The organism is Pseudonocardia parietis, from assembly GCF_017876315.1.
Classification (GTDB): domain Bacteria; phylum Actinomycetota; class Actinomycetes; order Mycobacteriales; family Pseudonocardiaceae; genus Pseudonocardia; species Pseudonocardia parietis.
The window spans coordinates 904,565-923,508 of record NZ_JAGINU010000001.1 but is presented as its reverse complement, the minus strand read 5'-3'; the positions used below and the strand labels follow the sequence as shown (position 1 = coordinate 923,508).

The window sequence follows — 18,944 nt, the reverse complement described above, 5'->3', positions numbered from 1 at the left end:
GTGAGTCGCGAGCCCGCCCATGGAGGGCCCCGGATACCTGCCGGCACGCTGGCAAAAAACGGGGGAGCCCGCGCCGACTACCCCGCAATCTATCCGCCGCGGAGCACCGAAAACAATTTCTCTACCACTATCGAGTGCCGAAACTACTTTCCGTTCCGTTATTCACACGATCGGGTTCATCTGTTCTCCGGCAGATCTGCCGGGACACCGGTCCGCGATCGACGCCGGGTGACCGGCGGGAACCGCCGCGAACACGAACGTGCCCCGGGACCGAAGCGGTCCCGGGGCACGCCGATGATGCGAGGAAGATCAGCCGCCGACCGCGTCGCCGGTGCCGGCCTCCTGGGCGCAGTTGTCGGACTGGTCGGTGACCGAGTCGCCCGACTTCGCCTTGCCCTCGCCCGCGATGCCGGCGCCGCCGGTCAGGCCGTTGCCCGCCGCCCCGTCCTCGACCGGAACCTGGACGCCCAGCACGTTGACCGGAACGTTGTTGTTGCAGACCTCGACCGGCACCTGGCCGTTGTTGCCGTTCGCACCCGCGACGACGCCCTTGGCGTCCTTGTCGATGGCGCCACCGTCGTCGTTGCCGGCGAACGCGAGCGGGGAGAGCGCGAGCAGGCCCGCGACGGACGTCGCGGCGATGATGCCGGCCTTCTTCTTCAGCACAGTTCTTCTCCTGACGAGTTTCGAGACAGGGGCCTCGATACCTGCCGACACGCTGACAAAGGCGGGGGAGCCCGTGTCGGCTGGGAACAACGTAACGACGCGAATCGGCAGGTTCAAACCCGACAACCCCATCGTGCGGCGACATTACTTTCCGTGTGGGTGTTCATCTTTTCGGTGCCGTTCGCCGAATGTGCGCGCGCGGTGCGCCGGACGGTGTGTTCCCGGTGTCTCCTGCTCAGCGACCGGTGGCCGGGCGGACCCGGACCGGGATCGACTCCCAGGCGCGCAGGGTGTTGTTGTGATGGCGGCGGGCCGGCCCCGTGAGCTCGATCGTCTCCACCCGCCGCAGCAGGGCCCGCAGCACCGACTCGGCCTCCAGCCGGGCCACGTGCTGCCCGACGCACTGGTGGATGCCCATGCCGAAGCCGACGTGCCCGGAGGGGTCGCGCCCGAGGTCGAACCGGTCGGCGTCGGCACCCCAGCGGCGGGGGTCGCGGTTGGCCGCGCCCAGGAACATGAGGATCTTCCGGCCGTCCGGGACGGAGGTACCGGCGATCTCGATGTCGCGGGTCGCGGTGCGGAAGAACGTCTGCACCGGCGACGCCCAGCGGACCGCCTCGTCGAACGCGACCCGGACCAGCTCGGGCCGCTCGCGCAACCGTGCCCACTGATCCGGGTGGGTGGCGAAGGCGTGCAGCACTGCGGAGAGCCCGTGCACCGTGGTGTCCACCCCGGCCGAGAGCAGCGACCGCACGACCAGCGGAGCCTGGTCGTGGGTGATGTCGCCGCGGTCGGCCGCGGCCCAGATGGCGGCACCGAACCCTCCGGGGGCCAGCGCGTCCCGCCGGCACTGCGCATCGACCCAGCCCGCGAGCTCGCCCATCCGGGGCAGGCCCGTCGCCACGAGGTCGTTGTGCGGTCCGAACGCGTTGAACAGCAGGTCACCGTAGGGGAGCAGGTGTTCGCGGCCCGCTTCGCCGATACCGACGGCGTCCGGGAAGACCCGCAGCGGGAACGCCTCGGCCAGGCTCGCGACGGCGTCGAACTCGGGCCCGCGGGCCAGCACCTCGTCGACGAGCGCCTCGGCGTCGGCCGCCCAGCCCTCCCGCAGCCGGCGCAGCGCGCGCGGGCCGAGCACGGCCGACAGGACGCGGCGGGGCGCGTCGTGCCGCGGCGGGTCGGCCTCCAGCAGCAGCGACGGCGGCCGCCACGGCTCCTCGGTCCGGAAGTTGGACAGCCCGACCCCGGCCGCGGACTGGAACCCCTGCCAGTCCACGAGCGCCGCGTGCACCTCGGCATAGCGACCGAACGCGAACACGCCGTACCGGCTCAGGTACGAGACGGGGCCGGCCTCGCGCAGCGCGGTGTGGAAGGGGGTCGGGTCCTCGAGGATCTCGTGCCCGAACGGGTCGGCGTCGCTGGTGGGGACATCGGTGGCGGGGTGCTCGGCGAGCGTCACGGTGGGCCTCCGTCGGTGGCGGGGTTCGCCAGGGCTACAGGTCGAGGGTGAGCCGGTCGCCGCGGGAGCGCGACACGCAGATGAGCATGCAGTCGCCCGCCGAGCGCCCGTCGTCGTCGAGGACCGAGTCGCGGTGGTCCGGGTCGCCCGCGAGGACGGCCGTCTCGCAGGTGCCGCAGGTGCCTTGGCGGCAGGACGACAGCACGTCGGCCCCGGCCCCGGCGACGGCCGCCAGCACGGTCCGTTCCGGGCCGACGGTGACGGTCACCCCGCGCCGGGCCAGCTCCACCTCGAAGGGCGTGTCCCGGGCGGGTGCGCCCGCGTCGGCGGCGACGAACCGCTCGGTGCGGACCGTGTGCGCCGGTCGGTCGGCGGTGACCTCGGCCAGCGCCGCGAGCAGCGGCGCCGGGCCGCAGGCGAGGACCCGGGTGTCCGTGCGCGGCTCGCCGAGGAACCCGGCCAGGTCCAGCAGACCGTGCTCGTCCTGCGGGACGACGTGGACCCGGTCGCCGTAGCGGGCGAGCTCGTCGCGGAACGCCATCGACGAGCGGGTCCGGCCCCCGTAGAGCAGCTGCCAGTCGACGTCCAGCAGCTCGGCCTGGTGGATCATCGGGAGCAGCGGGGTGATCCCGATTCCGCCGGCCACGAACAGGTAGCGCTGCGCGGGGACCAGCGGGAAGTTGTTGCGCGGTCCACCGAGCCCGATCACGTCGCCGACCTCGAGCCGGTCGTGCACGTAGGCGGAGCCGCCGCGGCCGTCGGGTTCGCGCAGCACCCCGATCCGGTAGGTGTGCGCGTCCCACCGGTCGCCGCACAGCGAGTACTGGCGGGTCACGCCGTTCGGCAGGACCAGGTCGATGTGCGCGCCGGGAGCCCAGTCCGGGAGCCGGCGCCCGTCGGGGGCCGCCAGTTCCAGCGTCACGACCCCGTCGGCCGCCGCCGAGCGGGAGACCACCACGACCGACGCCACGGCGTCCGTCCTACGACTGCGGGTTCCGACCACTGTGTCCTCCCTGTTCTCGAGGGCGTCCCTGCCCCCGAGGGCGTCTCTGCCCCCGAGGGTGTCCCGGCCCCCGAGGGCCTCCCTGCCCCGATGTGCCGAGCATGCGAGGCCGGCCGGCGGGACCGAAGGCTTGTCTCAATCAGTGAGAGGGCGGGTCCTGCCCGGGTCGGCCGACGCGAGGCGGCGGGTGATCCCGCGTGCGGCCGCCGACAGCACCGGCACCACGCTCGCGCTGACGCCCGCCGTGTTCGGGACGACCGCCCCCAGCGCCGCCGCCACGACCTGACGGCCCGGGTCCCAGACCGGCACGGCGACACCCGTCGCGTCGGGATGGATGTAGCCGGGACAGATCACGTGGCCGTCCCGCCGGACGTCGGCGAGCACCCGGCGCAGCCGCTCGGCCGAGTCGATCGAGGCCGCGGTGAAGCGCTCGAACGGGCCGGCCGCGACGGCGTCCCGGACCCTGGCCGGCGCGTGCGCGAGCAGGACCAGCCCGGACGACGACGCGACCAGCGACAGCCGCCCGGCGATCCTGGTGTAGTTGACCACCGCTCCGGGTGCGGTGAGCCGTTCCAGGAAGAGCACCTCGGTGCCGTCGAGCACGCCGAGTTGGACGTGCTGGCCGACCGCGGCGTGCACCTCCTCCAGCACCGGCATCGCGGCGTCCCGCAGGAACGCCGTCGGCGACGCGCGCGAGCTCAGCTCCCACATCCGCAGGCCGACCCGGACGCCGCCGTGGTCGTCGCGGGCGAGCAGGCCGTGCGCGACGAGCTCGGCGACCAGGCGGGAGGCCGTCGCCACGTGCAGCCCGGACCGCGCCGCGATCTCGGAGACCCGCAGCACCCGCTCGTCGGGGCCGAACGCGTCCAGCACGCGCACGACCCGGGCGATCACCGACTCCCCTGTCGCCACCCGTGCCATGTGGTCATGGTCGCCGTCGGGCGCCCGGGCGCACCAGCGCTGATCACCGGCCGGTGATCGACGGTTATGGAGTGCGGCGTACGGCGCACGTACGCTCCACTCCACGACCGGTGATCACCGGCCCGGATCCGGTCACACACCGGACGGTGAGGTCTCCGGCTCCGGATCGTCACCCGGCTCGGGGCGCAACGGCTGCAGGGCCGTGGTGGCGCCGAACCAGAGCAGCGCGTCGTAGCGGTCACCGAGCGTCGAGGGCACGTAGTTGCCCCGGCGTTCCCGCTCCGGGTGGTACACGACGCCGATCGCACGGTGGTCCAGCGAGTCCCGCAGCCAGCGGGGCTGCTCGGACGCCGGCGGGAACGTCAGCACCGACGCCTGGTCACCGAGCGCGTCGTGCAGCAGGTCCTCCGCGCTGTCCGCACGGCCGGCGGGCACGGTCATCCGGCGCGCGGGCGCACCCCAGTGGTCGCCGGCCATCACCTCGCCACGGTGCCCGGCCTGCCCCACCAGCACGACGCCGTCGTCGCCGTGGCGCTCGCGGGCCAGCCGGCCCAGGTTGGTCATGCCGTGCGCGGCCATGTCGGTGGCCGCGGCGTCACCGATGTGGGTGTTGTGCGCCCACACCACGCCCTTGGCGCCCGGGCCCGCGTGCTCGAGCAGCCGGTCGAGGGTGTCGGCCATGTGCTCGTCGCGCACGTTCCAGGACGCGGCGCCACCCCGGACCGCGGTGCGGTAGTAGCGCTCGGCCCCGGCCACCACGGCGGCGTTCTGCTCGGCGGCGAACCGCCCCTCGCCCACGTCGCCGGATTCGTGCGCGTGCTGCTCGCACAGCGCGGTCAGCACGTCGACGACGGGCGCCTCGCAGTTCTCCGGCACCCATCGGGTCGCCCGGGCGTACTCGAACGGATCGGACCCGAACGGTTCGAAACAGGCGTAGGCGGCCCGCGCGGCGTCGGCCAGCTCCGGCTCGTGCTCGGCGAGCCACTCCAGCACGGCGTCCATCGACCGGTACAGGCTGTACACGTCGAGCCCGTGGAACCCCACCTGTTCGGCGGCCGACAGGCCGGCGTTGTGCTCGCGCAGCCAGCGCACGGCGTCGCGCACCGCGGTGTTGGCCCACATCCAGGTCGGCCAGCGCCCGTAGCCGCGCAGCACCGCCTCGGGGTCCGCGGGCATGTCCGGATCACCGGTCGCGTAGCGGTGCACGCGGCGGCAGTCCGGCCAGTCACCCTCCACAGCGACGAACCCGAATCCGTGTTCGGCGACCAGCCGCCGGGTCAACCGGTCCCGCCAGGCGTAGAACTCGTGGGTTCCGTGCGAGGCCTCGCCGATCAGCACCAGGCGCGCGTTGCCGACGCGCTCGACGAGGGTGTCCAGGTCGGCGTCGGTGCGCAGCGGATCGGCCGGCGCGCGGACCGCCTCCTGCCCCATCGTTCCTTCTCGGTCGTCGGGTCCGGCCCGACTACCCGCGGCCGGCCGTGTCACGCCCGGTCGGACACGCTGCCGGTGAGCTCCACGTCCGGAAGGATGGCCCCATGGATCGTTGGACCGACCACGCCGTCTGGTGGCACGTCTACCCGCTCGGGTTCGTCGGCGCCGAACAGCAGGCGCTCCCCGCCGGCGCCACGCCGATCCCCCGCCTGGACCGGCTCGAGCCATGGCTGGACTACCTCGTCGAGCTCGGCTGCAACGGGCTCGCGCTGGGCCCCGTGTTCGCCTCCGGAAGCCACGGCTACGACACCGTCGATTACCTGCGCATCGATCCCCGCCTGGGCGACGACGCCGCGTTCGGCCGGCTGGTGCAGGCGTGCCGCACCCGCGGCGTGCGGCTGCTGCTCGACGGCGTGTTCAACCACGTCGGGCGCGACTTCCCCCGGTTCCGGGAGGCCGAGGCGCAGGGCCCGGACTCGCCGGCCGGGCAGTGGTTCCGCTGGCACGACGGGCATCCCGAGGTGTTCGAAGGGCACGACCTGCTCGTCTCGCTGCGCCACGACGCGCCTGCGGTACGCGACCACGTCGTGGCGGTGATGAACCACTGGCTCGACCGCGGTGTGGACGGCTGGCGCCTCGATGCCGCCTACCAGGTGCCGCCGTCCTTCTGGGCCGCCGTGCTGCCCCGGGTGCGGGAACGCCATCCCGGCGCCTGGTTCGTCGGCGAGGTCATCCACGGCGACTACGCGGAGTTCGTCGCCGAGTCCGGACTGGACTCCGTCACCCAGTACGAGCTGTGGAAGTCGATCTGGAGCGCCCTCAACGACGCCAACCTGCACGAGCTGGCCTGGAACCTCGGGCGCCACGACGAGCTGCTCGAGGCGTTCGCGCCACTCACCTTCGTGGGCAACCACGACGTCACCCGGATCGCCAGCAGGCTCACCGACCCGGCCCATCTCGGCCACGCCGTCGCCGTCCTGATGACCGTGGGCGGGGTCCCGTCGATCTACGCGGGCGACGAGCAGGCGTTCACCGGGGTGAAGGAGGAACGCGAACACGGCGACGACGCCGTCCGGCCGCCGTTCCCCGACACCCCCGCCGACCTGGCCTCCTTCGGCGCCCCCACCCGTGAGGTGCACGAGCGGCTGATCGGCCTGCGCAGGCGGCACCCGTGGCTGGTCCACGCACGCACGACCGTCGAGCACGTCACGAACACCACGCTCGCGCTGCGCTCGGTCCCCCGCGACGGCGGCGCCGGCCTCGTCCTGCTGCTCTCGGTCGACGACGAGCCGCAACGCTTCCCGGACGAGCTCGCCGGCGAGGTCGTCGAGTCGGCCGACCTCGCGGACGATCCGCTCCAAGTGCCCGCACACTCGTGGCGCATCCTCACCGGCTGACGACTCCCACTGTGCCCACCAGGTTCGTCAGGTAGTCGCGACAGCCTGGTTGACACAGGAGTTCGCGCCGGCGGCGGCGATGGTGTGCCCGTCGCCGTCCACGGTGAGCAGGTTGCCGCCGAGCATCTCGGCCAGAGAACAATGAGTGATGCCGCTCACGTTCGGCGGATCGGCTGTAGACTCCTTCGCACCTTTGCCGAGCGACGACACCGAGCAACGACGCCGGGAGTACGTGATGGCTGAACACGGCGAGTCGGAAAGTACCGCGACGGCGACCGAGCTCCCCAGCCGTTATCTCCCGGCGGTGCCGTACGCCGATCTCCCGGAACCACAGGGCCTGCGCCGCTACCTCGGGGCGAGCGTCATCCTCACGGCCACCGCACTCGGTTCGGGGGAACTGGTTCTCTGGCCCTACGTCACCACGCAGGTCGGCCTGGGGATCATCTGGCTCGCCGTCGTCGGCGTCACGATGCAGTACTTCCTGAACATGGAGATCGAGCGCTACACGTTGGTCACGGGCGAGACCGCGGTGACCGGGTTCTCCCGCCTGTGGCTGCCGTGGGGCGTCATCTTCGTCCTGGGCGCCATCCTGCCGAACATCTGGCCGGGCTGGGCGTCCAGCGGGGCCACCGTGTTCACCTTCATCTTCGATCTCGGCGAGTCGGCCGTCCCCATCGTTGCGACGATCTTCCTCATATCGATCGGCCTGGCGATCACGATGTCGCCCGTCGTCTACCAGACGCTCGAGAAGATCGAGGGTCTGATGGTCGCGCTGGTCCTGGCCTTCGTCGTGGTGGCGATCGTGGTGGCCACAGAGGGGAGCGCCTGGGCCGCCACCGTCACCGAGATCCCGCAGGGGGTGGCGAACCTCCCCGACATCGTCGGCCAGATCGGCGCGGCATCGCTGTTCGGCGCCATCGTCTTCGCGGGCGCCGGCGGGGCCAACAACCTGGTGCAGAGCAACTACATCCGGGACAAGGGAATGGGAATGGGGGCGCGGATCCCCAACATCGTCTCCCCGATCACTGGGCAGGAAGCGGCAGCACCGTCACTGGGTTACATGGTCCGCCCGACCGAGGAGAACGAGCGTCGCTGGCGACAGTGGTGGCGCATCGCGAACCAGGAACAGCTCATCACGTTCTGGTTCATCGGCGCGCTGCTGCTGGTCGCCCTGTCCGTACTGGTGTTCTCGACCGTCGGCGTGAGGCCCGGCCTGGACTCCGAACTGACGTTTCTCCAGGTCGAGGGGCAGGCATTGGGCGAGCTGATCGCCCCGTGGTTCGCGACGGCCTTCTACGTGGCCGGCTTTCTCATGCTGTTCTCCACGAACATCGGCGTGGTCGACTACGTCAGCCGGCTCGCCGGGGACTCCCTGAAGGTCACGTTCCTGAGGGACAGCACGTTCTGGAGCGAGAGCAAGATCTACATCACGGTCGTCTGGATCCTGATCGTGACGGGCTCCGGGATCATCTGGGCCGGCATCGAGCCCGTCGTCCTCCTGGTCATCTCGTCGGCCGGCGGCGGTTTCGTGATGGCCTTCTACTCCGTGCTGCTCATCATGATCAACCGGAGGCTCCTGCCACCGTTCGCCAAACTCTCGGGCTGGCGGTTGCCGGTGATGATCTTCGTCGCCGCGTTCTACGTCGCCTTCTCGGTGTTCCTGATCTACCAGATGGTCAGCGCAGGCCCGACGTCCGTGGCGTAGGCAACGCGGTTCACACAGGAGGAGTTGACGACGGTGCCGGGAACGCTCCGCAGGCTCTGGCTCACCATGCTGCTCGCTCTGGTGATCTTCATTGTGCTGACGGCGATCGCCTACGCGGTGGGCCTGCTCGACTGATTCCCTGCGCAGTACACGGCCCCGGGCAACGCGCCCATCGCCCCGTCGAACACTCGCTTCAGAACGCGCAGCTGCATCCGGTCGAGTGCACCGACGAGCCCGGCCCGTGGCCGCATCCGGGGCACCCCGACCAATCTCGCCCCGGCCCCGGACGGGCGGATCCCACGGTGGTTGTCCAGGTCCGGGCGACCGCGCTGGCGGGCCGCGAACCGGAACCCGCGTGGGGTGACCCACCGGCAGCTCGGCCGAGAACGCGATCTCGAGCCCGCCGTCCGGGGTGCCCGCCCCGAGCCCGCTGCTCATACCGGGTCGGCGATCCGGACGAGGACCTCACCCATGTTCCTTCAGCCGGTCGCCGACGAACCGGCCCCCGCCCACGTTCGCGATCACGCGCCGGCCGGGCCCAGTACGGAGGTACTCGGCTCGGTCGGCAACGCCGCCGGCGGGCGCCTGGGCCGACGAGTTCCGTGCCGAACGTTGCTTGACGGGGCACTAGAGCACCGGTGACGTCGCGATCCTCAGCGACTGGTCGTGGCTGATGTTCCTGAATTCGACGTCGTTCCACCGACGGACGTCCCCGTCAGGCGGTCACCTGGTCATCACTGCGCTCCGCACGCTCTCGCGGAGCAGGTCACGGCGCCGGCCGTGCAGTTCCGGGGGCTCCTCGGCGGTCGCGGCGTAGACGTTGCTGACCGGTGACCAGGCCATGGACATCGCGATGACCATGGCCATCACGTCGAACGGGTCGCCCGGCCGCACGGTACCGGCCGCCTGCGCTTCGGCGATGGCGTTCAGCTTGTGGTCGTCGAGGCGGTCGGCATCCTCGACGAGGTGGCCGGCCGGGCGGCGCTCCAGGCGTGCCCACGTGGCCAGCCGGATGAGGTCCGGGCGGCGCAGGTACTCGTCGTAGAGGCGCACGGCCCAGTCCGCGAGGTCGGTGGCGTCGATCGGGACGACGTTCACGATCCGCTCCAGCGAGCCGGAGAAGATGGCGTCGAACAGCCCCTCCTTGCTGCCGAAGTAGGCGTAGAGCTGCGCCTTGTTGGTGCGTGCCGCGTCCACGATCCGCTCGATGCGGGCTCCGGCGATCCCGTGCTCAGCGAACTCCCGGGTCGCCACCTCGACGATGCGGTCGCGGGTCGCGGCACCACGGGCGGTGAGGGACTGGTCGACCATGTCCCACAGACTAACCAACAGAACGGTCGGTTTGCTGGTCGACGCGAGTCCGCTAGTCTCTAATAGACCGAACAGTCTGTTTAAGGAGGCACTATGCGGGCCACGGTGGGTTGGGGCGCGGCCGGTGCCGCCGCGGGGCTTCGGCGGGTGCACCTCGAGCGGCGCGACCTGCGCCCTGACGACGTCGCCGTCCGGGTGGACTACTGCGGGGTCTGCCATACCGACCTGCAGGCCGTGCAGGACCGTTCCGGCGACGGAGGCACCGTGCTCGTGCCGGGCCACGAGTTCACCGGTGTGGTCACGAGTGTGGGGCGGGACGTGACCCGGTTCCGCGTCGGTGACCAGGTCGCGGTCGGCAACATCGTCGACTCGTGCGACACCTGCGTCATGTGCCGGGCCGGCCAGGAGAACTTCTGCCGAGAGTTCCCGACCCTGACCTACGGCGGCACCGACCGTCACGACGGGTCGATCACCGCGGGGGCCTACTCCCGGGAGTACGTGGTCCGCGACCGGTTCGCCTATCTCCTCCCCGCCAACCTCGACCCCGCCGCCGCGGCCCCTCTGCTCTGCGCCGGGATCACCGTCTGGGAACCGCTGCACGCCCTCGGCGTGGGACCGCACTCCCGGGTCGCCGTGGCCGGGCTGGGCGGGCTGGGCCATCTCGCGGTCAAGCTCTCCGTAGCGCTCGGCGCCGAAACCTCGGTCATCAGCCGATCAGCGGACAAGGCCGACGACGCCCGTCGGCTCGGCGCCCACGACCTCATCGTTTCCACGGACCCGGAGCAGATGGCCGACGCGCGGGACCGGTTCGACGTCATCATCGACACCGTCTCCGTCCCGCACGACCCCGGCCCCTACCTGCGGCTGGTCGCCATGGACGGGACACTGAGTCAGGTCGGGCACCTCGGGCCGATCACCGTGCAGACCCTCGACCTGCTCATCGGCCGCAAGAAGCTCAGCTCTGCAGGCAGCGGCGGCCGGGCTGCGACCGTCGCTCTGCTGGAGTTCTGCGCCGAGCACGGCGTCACCGCCGACATCGAGCTCCTCCCCTCGGCGCGCGTGGACGAAGCCCTCGACCGGCTCCGGCGCAACGACGTCCGCTACCGCTTCGTGCTCGACATGTCCGACCTGAAATGAGCACCGGCCTGCGCCCGGGCCGAGCGAAAGCCAGGCCGGAGCAGGCGCGCGGCCTACGCCGATTCGAGTCCGGCCTGGTCGATGCGCTCCATGAGGTTGGACTTGCGCTGGTGGCGAGCGCGCACCGCAGAGAACCGAGCCTCGAACTCACTCGCCTGGTCCGTGCGTTCGGCGACGACCTTCAGGTCTTCGAGCAGGGTGACCGCGGCGTCGTACTCGGCCGGCTTACGGGTGGCGATCATCGCCTCGACGCGAGACCAGCCGACCTCCACATCCGCGGTGAGACCAGCAAGGCGCCGCTCCCTGGCCGCCGCGCGCTCCCGTTCCCGGACCGCCTCCCGTTCGGCGCGCTCCCGAGCCGCCTGGGCCTCCCGCGCGACACGCACAGCCTCGGCACGATGGTGGTTCTCCTGGCGGAGGACGTGCGCGGCATCCAGCAGCTCAGCGACCGTCCGGCCCGGATGCTCGGCGCGCGTGTCCCCCGACCCGGGTCGGAGCCGGCGGCGCAGCTCCGCCTGGGCGACAAGGCCCTCGCCTCGTGCGACGAGCAGGAGCAGCCGGTCTTTCTCCCCCGCCGGGAGCTGCGCAACTCGCGCGTCCAGTTCGGCGTTCCCGATCTGGGTGTCCGCCGACGGCGCACTCGTTTCGGCAGCGATATCGAGCAAGTCCGGGTCGAGACGGAGGAAGTCCGCGAGCGCGTGCTGCGAGGCGGTGAGCTCCGACAGGCCGGGCGGCACAGGTGGCTCACGATCGTCCTCGTGGTCCTCGTCGAACGCGCCCTCGTCGCGGTCCCACGTGCCCTGGGCCGCCAGCCAAGCGAGATGCAGCGGGCGCAGGTCACCGGCCGCGAGCTCGGCCCGCACCCCGACGAGTCCTGCCAGCGTGTACAGGTCGTCCTCGCCGAAGAAGTCCGCAGCCTCGTCATCGCTGTGCAAGCTCAGGACCAGGTGCTCGGCGGTGGTCCACGCGACGACGAGCGGATCGACCAGGTACGGCGCGACCGACTCGATGTCGAGGACTGCGAGAGGCAACCGGACCATCAACGTCCGGCTGCCCCAGTTGGCGAAGTAGAGATGAGCGTCGTAGTAGCGCTCCATCAGCCGGCACGGGTCACCGCTGAAGTCGCCCCAGTGATACTCATTGGTGAAGCTCGTCGCACTGATCTGCGCGCGCGTCGACAGCGCGCGGACCGCGGCCTGCTGACGCGCATCGAGCGGCCGGTCCACGGCGAGGAACTCGTAGTACTGGTACTCGCTCACGCCGAGCCCCCGGCGGCCCACGCGCGATAGGCGTCGACGGTCGCCTCCTCGATCAGAGCAGCCAGGTCGACGTCACCGTTCGTCACCTCACCGAGGCTACGGGCAGGCTCGACCGCCACGACATCGACGGATCTCTTCAGGAGCCGAAACAGCGTTTCCGCGCCGGGATCCTGAGCGTCTACCAGTACGAGGACGAGACGCTGCACTTCGCCGGTGGCCGTCTGCTGCTTCGCGGGGTGAACGGGTCTGGCAAGTCCACCGGCGAGCAGACCGGGGTGCTCAAGTCGTGGATGCTCGCGGATGCGTAGGTCGGGAATTCGGCCTCCCACCTCGTGAGGGACGCCAGCGGGCATCGGCCACCACCGTCATCCAGACCTCCTTGGATCCCTCTGCGCCGAGGGTGACACACAGCACCGACAGACGAGTGCCTTCAGCCCACGCACCGCAGCAGCCGAAACCCCCACGGATCGGCACCTACGACTGATCGTTGTAGATTACGCAGGCTAGAAACTTCAAGTGCGCGAGCGGGTGCCGCGCTCCCGTTCCTGGCCAGCGTCACGCCAGTTCCTGCAGGACAGGGTCTCGGTGAGCTACGCACGCAGCGGCCACGAGCCCATCGCCCATGAGCGTCGACAGGTCTTTCACCTGTAGCAATGGAGCCGCCTGGGAGAGTCGAACTCCCGACCTACGCATTACGAGACTCTACGTAGATCATCAGCCGCTGACCAGGGGAAACACCCTCGGACAGCCGTGATCATAGCGCATAGTGCGTTCCTAGCATCGGCACGGCTGACGTCGTGTCAGCCATGCCCCGGGGCCTGCTCGCGCCTCGACTGCCGTGTGAGCCGTGTGGGTAGCCACCACTCCAGCCCACGGGCGTCCAGCCACTCACGGGCCCCGGCCGGGCCCTGCTGCTCCGTCACGGTCAGCAGCTCAGTAGCAACGCGCTCGATGGCGGCCCAGGTCTCCCGAGGCAGGACAGCGACGTCCTCGCCGTCCAGGTCGTCATCCTCGGCGATCTCCTCGTCAGAGCGCTCAGCGTCCAACCCAGCGGCCTTCCGGAGATCGTGGCGGCCGGTGGACCACGTCAGGACCTTTCGACCGGCCATCCCGCGCTCGTACTCGTGCAGCTTCGCCCGAGCGGTGAGATCGATCGTCTCGACGAACTCCCCGCGCTTAGGGTCTTCCCAGCGCTGAGGGATCAGCGCGTCCCGCATGAGTTGACGGATAGTGCGGTTGACTCCCTTAGAGCGTGTTTGAGAAGCGTCGGCGTGTCTGCGGGACGCGAGGGTGGATTGAGTCCACGGTGGATGGGTGGCTCGACGGAGGAAGCGGTATCCCTCGGACACCAGCGATGAGCAGTGGGCGCTGATCGAGACCCTGCTGCCCGCGCCTGGGTCGGGCGGGCGGCCGGAGAAGCACCCGCGCCGGGACGTGGTCGACGCGATCCTCTACGTGGTACGCGCTGGCTGCTCCTGGCGCGCCCTACCAGCTGATTTCCCGCCGTGGCAGACCGTGTACTGGTACTTCAACCGGTGGGAGCAGCAGCGGGTCACCGAGAAGATCCTCCCGATCGTGCGTAGACAGCTCCGAGCAGCCGAGGGGCGTGACCCTGAGCCGAGCGCGGGGATCATCGACTCCCAGAGCGTGCGTGGCGCCGATACCGTCGGCCGCGACTCCCGCGGCTACGACGCCGGGAAGAAGGTCAACGGTCGCAAACGATTCATCGTCACCGACACCCTCGGGCTGCTGCTCACGGTGATGGTCTGCTCTGCCGGGCGTCAGGACCGCGACGGCGCCAAGACCGCCCTGCTCGGCGCCTACTTGGCCACCACGGTGCGATTCGTGTTCGCCGACGCCGGGTTCGCCGGACGCCTGGTCGACTGGGCGCAGACCATCGTGGGCACCACGATCGAGATCGTGCGCAAACCCGCCGGTCAGCGCGGTTTCGTCGTCATCCCACGACGCTGGGCGGTCGAACGCAGCCTGGCCTGGTTGACCGCCCACCGTCGCTTGGCTCGCGACTACGAACGTCACCGGGCGACCTCCGAGGCGATGATCCGTTGGGCCGCGATCAACACCATGACCCGCCGCCTCGCCCGCGGCGGACCTGCCACCCGACAGCAGCGACGCACCTTCACCCAAACAAGTTGATCTTCTCAAACACGCTCTTAGAGCGTCCGGCAAATGAGGTCGCCGCGTGTCGTTGCAGGTAGAGGCACGGACCCAGAAGTGATCATGGGATTGCTGAAGTCCTGTGATCGCCTGGAGGGTCCGTGCCTCTGTTGCCAGCATCCCTGATCGAGCCGCTGTGGGTCGAGTTCGCTGACCTGATCGGGTCCGAACGACGGCCCGAGTTCTCCCCGACCCATCCGTGGGGCTGTCATCGTCGCCGGATCCCGGACCGGGTCGTGTTCGAACACGTGCTCGCCGCGCTGGTGCACGGCAGCGGCTACGAACGCCTCGCCTCACCGGGCTGCTCGGACCGCACCATCCGCCGCCGCCTTGACGACTGGGCCCGGGCCGGCGTCGGTCGAGAAACGCTGCGCCAGGCCCTGGCCGGCTACGACCAGATGATCGGACTCGACCTCGATGACCTGTCCGTGGACGGGTCGATCACCAAGTCCCCGTGCGGCGGTGAGGTATCCGGGCGCAGCCCGGTTGACCGGGGCAAACAGGGCACCAAACGCTCGGTGGCCGGCGACGGGAACGGGATCCCGCTGCACCTGGTCGCCGGCCAGCACGTGCTCGGTGTCTGCGCCCAGTGCCGGCGCCGGACCGCTGGAGCGCCCGAGCGGCGCACCGTTGTAGAGCACCGGGAACGTGACGTGGTGGCCCAAGGGGTTCTCCGCGACGATGCCGCGTGCTTGTGCGTGCGGGGAGCGCGCCGCCTCGGGCACCGACAGAACACGGTGCGCCGGCACGTCTGCTTCTTCGAATGCGGCCAGCCACTGCGGGGCGGATCGCGTGCGGATCGCCTTGCGTAACAGCGCGGAGAGTTCGTCACCGTGTGTGCGGCGATCCGTGGCCGTGGCGAATCGGGGCTCGGCGATTGTGGGGAACTCCGGCGCGAGCAAGGCGGCCAGTCGCTGCCAAAAGTGCTCTTCGATCGCGCCGAGCGCGATCGTGGCACCGTCGGCGGTCTTGAACAGCTCGTTGGTCGGATGTAGGTGCTCGTCGAGCACGGAAGCGGCGAGGCAGCAGTCCGCGCGCACGGTGGCGAAGGCGAGAGCTGCGTCAGTGATGGCAAGGTCCAGGTGGACTCCCTCACCCGTTTCTTTCCGCCGATACAGCGCCGCGAGGATCGCCACGGCCGCATATGAGGAAGCCGCAAGGTCGCTCAACGGCACCCCGGGCCGCCGTGGTTCGCGCGCTCCCCACTCCCCCGGCAGGGGCAACACACCGCTGGCTGCGAGGTAGGTGATGTCGTGGCCTGGGCTGTCGCGCAATGGACCGGTCTGCCCGAATCCCGATACCGAGCAGTAGACGATCCCTGGGTTGACCGCCTGCACCGCCGAGTAGGACATGCCCAGCCGATCGGCGACACCAGGGCGGAATCCCTCGACCAGCACGTCGGACTCGCCAGCGAGTTGCCGACCAAGCGCCTGGCCATCGGGCGCTTTCAGATCGAGTACAACGCTACGCTTGCCGCGGTTGGCTACGTCATGAAGATCACCGGGCAGTGTGCGGGCAGGATCGCCGCGCGGCGACTCCACCTTGATCACACTGGCACCGAGGTCGGCCAGCATCTGGGTGCAGAACGGGCCGGGCAGGAACGGACTGAGGTCGAGTACCTGCACTCCGGTCAGAGGGCCGGGAGCGGCGGAGCGGCTCATGCTCATCGGGCCACCCCGACCGGTGGGTGGCTGGTCAGCAGCTCCCACAACCCGTCTGGGCCGGCCCCGCCGGCCCAGACGCCCAGCTGCGCAGACCAGTCGGAATCGGAACCGTCCTCATCACGCCAGGCCATAAGCCTGCGGGTGTGGAGGTGCAGCTCGTGCTCAGTGGTGAAGCCGATCGCACCGTGCACCTGGTGACCGACCGCGATCGCTACCGCAGCGGCCTGTCCAGCGCACGTCTTAGCAGCCATGATCGCTTCGTTCGCCCGCTCACCCTGTTCGAGTGCCTCGACGGCGAGGTCGGTGATGGCTTGTGCCTGCTCCACAGCGCCCGCTAGGGCAGCGAGTTGCTGCTGCACCGCCTGGAACTGACCGATCGGTCGGCCAAACTGCTCACGCTCACCGGCGTAGCGCACCGTCAGGTCCAGGACCCGGCGCAGGGCGCCCGTCATGAGCAGCGTTCGGGCGAGTGCGCCTCGTAGGCGCGCCGACGAAGGGATCAGCCCGTCGGCAGGTAGGGGCGTGAGCTCCACTCCGCTGGGTGGCAGTAGCAGTGTGTCGCGGGGCTCGTCGGCGAGATTGGCGTCAGGCAACACCACACAGTCGTTCGGGTCGATCACTGCTAGTGCTGTCCGCTCCGGCGTACCGGGAACCGCAGTGATCAATACGACGCTGCGGGCGGCTCGCGCCCAAGGAACGGTATCGAGCTGGCCGGTCACGCGGTGGCTCTGGGCACCGTTGGAGGCAGGCGGGGCAGAGGCTGCCGATGGGGTCGAGACGAACGTGAGGGGCCCGCGTGGCACCGCCAGGCCCGCAGCAGCCAGCGCCCACCCGGCCAACACGTTCTCGGTCAGCGGAACCGGGGCGGCAAGGTAGCCGCAGGCTTGCGCGACCACGGCCAGATCCCGCAGGCCGCCACCTGTACCGCCAGCAGCCTCGGGTACCGAGAGAAGAGTGAAACCGGCTTCCTCAAGTAGCTGCCAGAGCCGAGAGCTCCAGCCATCGCGGGCAGCCTCGTCGCGGGCGGAGGCGATGTGCTCGTCAAGGATTGCGGAGACAGTGGAGTGCAGTAGGGCATGCTCGTTCATCGGGCGCTCTCCAGTTGTCCGTGGAGATCCCACCGTGTACCAGCACCCTGTATCGGGTACGGAGGGAACCCCTTCACCGACTCCCGCCGGAACTCGGCCGGCGTCACCCCGGTCTCGCGCTTGAACACCTGCCCGGGTCGGACAGCCCGAGGTCGCTTGGATCGCCCCGGCGGCCCCAGGTGGATCCTGGTACCCGGGCCGGTTCATGGACCCACGTGAGGTCAACGAACCGCAGCTGACGGCGGCACTCGGGATCGTCGACGCCGTGCTGGCCCGACTCGACGCTGCGGGGTTCGGACCGGAGGGTTCATGGGCCCGGACGGCACCCGGCCCGACCCCGGGGGAAACGTCGCCGGCCTCCCGATCCGCCTGCCTCGTGCGCCTCGGTAGGACTCGATTTCAGCCTGAGCCCGAGACGCGCCTGTGCCCTCATGCGCCGTGGCGTTCCATGGCGCGGAGATGGGATGCCCCGGATGGAACGAGATCGCAGTGGCGAGACGACCGCGGATCCGGTGGGTGCCCGGAGTACGGTGCCTCGCATCGGCCGTGGTGCGGAAGCGCCCTCACTTCCGGGGGAACGCGCCCGTTCCCGATGATCGACGTGGCCACGTGGCCGCCGTCCGATAGGCCGTGATCTGTGAGAACGGGGCGTCTACCCGCGGCGGGCCGGCGTGCCGAGTTCCGCCCGCAACAGGCGGGCCGCGCCCGCCATGGCGCGCATCTTGCCCTCGGCGCTGGCCCGGGGCAGGTACTTCATCCCGCAGTCGGTGGCGATGACGACCTGCTCCGGTGGGATCCGGTCGAACGCCCGACGGGTCCGCTCGGCCACCACTTCGGGAGTCTCGACGTCCGGGGTGGACAGGTCGATGACCCCGAGGATGATCGTCTTGTCGGTGAGGTCTGATAGCACTCCGAGGTCCAGTCCGGACTGGGCGGTCTCGATGGAGATCTGCTCGACGGGGCAGCCGGCCAGCTCGGGCAGGAACGAGTAGCCCTCGGGGCGCTCGTGGATGATCGCGGCGTAGCCGAAGCAGATGTGCACCGCGGTGGTCCCGGTGACGCCGTCGAGCGCGGCGCCGAGAGCGGCCAGTCCGTAGGCGCGGGCGGCGTCGGGGCGGGCCTGCATGTACGGCTCGTCGATCTGCACGATGTCCGCCCCGGCGGCGAACAGGTCGCGGATCTCGGCGTTGATCGCCGTCGCGTAGGCCATCGCCGCGGCCTCCGCGTCGGGGTAGTGGTCGTTCTGCGCCTGCTGAGACATCGTGAAGGGCCCCGGCACGGTCATCTTGATCGTGCGGTTGGTGTGCTCGCGCAGGAACCGCAGATCCTCGACCTCGACCGGATGCGGACGCCGGATCGGGCCGGTGATCCGCGGGACCGGGTTCGGATGGCCGCTGCGGTCCAGCGCGGTACCGGGGTTGTCGACGTCTATGCCCTCGAGCGCGGTGGCGAAATGGTTGGAGTAGCTCTCCCGACGGATCTCCCCGTCGGTGATGATGTCCAGCCCCGCGTCCTCCTGGGCCCGGATCGCGAGCAGGGTGGCGTCGTCCTGGGCCTGGGCGAGGTACTCGGGGTCGACGCGCCACAGCTCCTTGGCCCGCACCCGGGGCGGGAACCGGCCGGCGAGCTTGGGGCGGTCGATCAGCCAGTCGGGCTGGGCGTAGCTGCCGACCAGGGACGTCGACAGCAGCGGCGATGATGGCACGAGGACTCCTCGGTGATGGGCGG

General features: G+C 70.4%; 16 protein-coding genes and 2 pseudogenes. 5 read left to right on the top strand and 13 right to left on the bottom strand.

Annotated features, from left to right (window positions below):
- Positions 1–309: 309 nt before the first annotated feature.
- The 5 genes from JOF36_RS04455 to JOF36_RS04435 form a co-directional block, all read right to left on the bottom strand.
- Entirely contained in the window at positions 310–783 is a 474-nt protein-coding gene (locus JOF36_RS04455; protein WP_245350685.1) for a hypothetical protein, read from the bottom strand.
- A 118-nt stretch (positions 784–901) separates the two neighbouring features.
- The gene (locus JOF36_RS04450) at positions 902–2,125 is read right to left on the bottom strand and encodes a cytochrome P450 (RefSeq protein WP_210025142.1); all 1,224 of its coding nucleotides are present in this window, start codon (positions 2,123–2,125) and stop codon (positions 902–904) included.
- Between the two features lie 34 nt (positions 2,126–2,159).
- Positions 2,160–3,095, bottom strand: coding sequence for a PDR/VanB family oxidoreductase (locus JOF36_RS04445; RefSeq protein ID WP_307862208.1), 936 nt, complete (start codon positions 3,093–3,095; stop codon positions 2,160–2,162).
- A 168-nt stretch (positions 3,096–3,263) separates the two neighbouring features.
- Positions 3,264–4,049, bottom strand: coding sequence for an IclR family transcriptional regulator (locus tag JOF36_RS04440; RefSeq protein ID WP_210025141.1), 786 nt, complete (start codon positions 4,047–4,049; stop codon positions 3,264–3,266).
- 132 nt (positions 4,050–4,181) lie between these two features.
- Positions 4,182–5,480, bottom strand: a complete 1,299-nt coding sequence (locus JOF36_RS04435; RefSeq protein WP_210025140.1) for an erythromycin esterase family protein — start codon at positions 5,478–5,480, stop codon at positions 4,182–4,184.
- Between the two features lie 104 nt (positions 5,481–5,584).
- Between JOF36_RS04435 and JOF36_RS04430 the strand changes: the two genes are divergently transcribed.
- The gene (locus JOF36_RS04430; RefSeq protein ID WP_210025139.1) at positions 5,585–6,877 is read left to right on the top strand and encodes an alpha-amylase family protein; all 1,293 of its coding nucleotides are present in this window, start codon (positions 5,585–5,587) and stop codon (positions 6,875–6,877) included.
- A 27-nt stretch (positions 6,878–6,904) separates the two neighbouring features.
- On the opposite strand, the gene JOF36_RS39960 is transcribed toward JOF36_RS04430, so the two are convergent.
- On the bottom strand, positions 6,905–7,087 hold the full coding sequence (locus JOF36_RS39960) for an alpha/beta hydrolase (protein ID WP_210025138.1): 183 nt from the start codon (positions 7,085–7,087) through the stop codon (positions 6,905–6,907).
- Positions 7,088–7,112: 25 nt separating this feature from the next.
- Between JOF36_RS39960 and JOF36_RS04420 the strand changes: the two genes are divergently transcribed.
- The gene (locus JOF36_RS04420; RefSeq protein ID WP_210025137.1) at positions 7,113–8,582 is read left to right on the top strand and encodes an Nramp family divalent metal transporter; all 1,470 of its coding nucleotides are present in this window, start codon (positions 7,113–7,115) and stop codon (positions 8,580–8,582) included.
- Between the two features lie 723 nt (positions 8,583–9,305).
- On the opposite strand, the gene JOF36_RS04415 is transcribed toward JOF36_RS04420, so the two are convergent.
- On the bottom strand, positions 9,306–9,893 hold the full coding sequence (locus JOF36_RS04415) for a TetR/AcrR family transcriptional regulator (protein WP_210025136.1): 588 nt from the start codon (positions 9,891–9,893) through the stop codon (positions 9,306–9,308).
- Positions 9,894–9,986: 93 nt separating this feature from the next.
- Here JOF36_RS04415 and JOF36_RS04410 point away from each other — a divergent pair, with 93 nt between their 5' ends.
- A complete protein-coding gene (locus tag JOF36_RS04410; RefSeq protein WP_210025135.1) occupies positions 9,987–11,030 on the top strand; it encodes an NAD(P)-dependent alcohol dehydrogenase in 1,044 nt (347 codons plus the stop codon).
- A 53-nt stretch (positions 11,031–11,083) separates the two neighbouring features.
- Here JOF36_RS04410 and JOF36_RS04405 read toward each other — a convergent pair whose 3' ends face one another.
- The 3 genes from JOF36_RS04405 to JOF36_RS04395 form a co-directional block, all read right to left on the bottom strand.
- Positions 11,084–12,289 carry a hypothetical protein gene (locus tag JOF36_RS04405; RefSeq protein WP_210025134.1) on the bottom strand — a complete coding sequence of 402 codons (1,206 nt, stop codon included), beginning with the start codon at positions 12,287–12,289 and terminating at the stop codon, positions 11,084–11,086.
- Positions 12,286–12,642, bottom strand: coding sequence for a hypothetical protein (locus tag JOF36_RS04400; protein ID WP_210025133.1), 357 nt, complete (start codon positions 12,640–12,642; stop codon positions 12,286–12,288). Before JOF36_RS04400 ends, JOF36_RS04405 begins: the two co-directional genes overlap by 4 nt.
- A gap of 447 nt (positions 12,643–13,089) precedes the next feature.
- Entirely contained in the window at positions 13,090–13,506 is a 417-nt protein-coding gene (locus tag JOF36_RS04395; RefSeq protein WP_210025132.1) for a hypothetical protein, read from the bottom strand.
- Positions 13,507–13,603: 97 nt separating this feature from the next.
- On the opposite strand from JOF36_RS04395, the gene JOF36_RS04390 reads away from it, so the two are divergent.
- Complete coding sequence (locus tag JOF36_RS04390; protein ID WP_210024799.1) at positions 13,604–14,443, top strand: IS5 family transposase; 840 nt, start codon at positions 13,604–13,606, stop codon at positions 14,441–14,443.
- Positions 14,444–14,565: 122 nt separating this feature from the next.
- A pseudogene (locus JOF36_RS04385) lies at positions 14,566–15,024 on the top strand (transposase family protein); the annotation flags it as partial.
- Positions 15,025–15,051: 27 nt separating this feature from the next.
- Here JOF36_RS04385 and JOF36_RS38610 read toward each other — a convergent pair.
- The 3 genes and pseudogenes from JOF36_RS38610 to JOF36_RS04375 form a co-directional block, all read right to left on the bottom strand.
- Positions 15,052–16,125: pseudogene (locus JOF36_RS38610) on the bottom strand (CaiB/BaiF CoA transferase family protein); the annotation flags it as partial.
- 2 nt (positions 16,126–16,127) lie between these two features.
- A complete protein-coding gene (locus JOF36_RS04380) occupies positions 16,128–17,216 on the bottom strand; it encodes an acyl-CoA dehydrogenase family protein (protein WP_210025131.1) in 1,089 nt (362 codons plus the stop codon).
- 652 nt (positions 17,217–17,868) lie between these two features.
- Positions 17,869–18,921: a uroporphyrinogen decarboxylase family protein gene (locus tag JOF36_RS04375; protein WP_210025130.1), complete on the bottom strand. Its 1,053-nt coding sequence runs from the start codon at positions 18,919–18,921 to the stop codon at positions 17,869–17,871.
- Positions 18,922–18,944 lie beyond the last annotated feature (23 nt).

Coding starts and splice junctions, on each gene's coding strand:
- JOF36_RS04440 (WP_210025141.1), bottom strand. CDS start 4,049: ATGGCACGGGTGGCGACAGGGGAGTCGGTGATCGCCCGGGTCGTGCGC.
- JOF36_RS04410 (WP_210025135.1), top strand. CDS start 9,987: ATGCGGGCCACGGTGGGTTGGGGCGCGGCCGGTGCCGCCGCGGGGCTT.
- JOF36_RS04395 (WP_210025132.1), bottom strand. CDS start 13,506: ATGCGGGACGCGCTGATCCCTCAGCGCTGGGAAGACCCTAAGCGCGGG.
- JOF36_RS04430 (WP_210025139.1), top strand. CDS start 5,585: ATGGATCGTTGGACCGACCACGCCGTCTGGTGGCACGTCTACCCGCTC.
- JOF36_RS04435 (WP_210025140.1), bottom strand. CDS start 5,480: ATGGGGCAGGAGGCGGTCCGCGCGCCGGCCGATCCGCTGCGCACCGAC.
- JOF36_RS04400 (WP_210025133.1), bottom strand. CDS start 12,642: ATGCCCGCTGGCGTCCCTCACGAGGTGGGAGGCCGAATTCCCGACCTA.
- JOF36_RS04415 (WP_210025136.1), bottom strand. CDS start 9,893: ATGGTCGACCAGTCCCTCACCGCCCGTGGTGCCGCGACCCGCGACCGC.
- JOF36_RS04380 (WP_210025131.1), bottom strand. CDS start 17,216: ATGAACGAGCATGCCCTACTGCACTCCACTGTCTCCGCAATCCTTGAC.
- JOF36_RS04420 (WP_210025137.1), top strand. CDS start 7,113: ATGGCTGAACACGGCGAGTCGGAAAGTACCGCGACGGCGACCGAGCTC.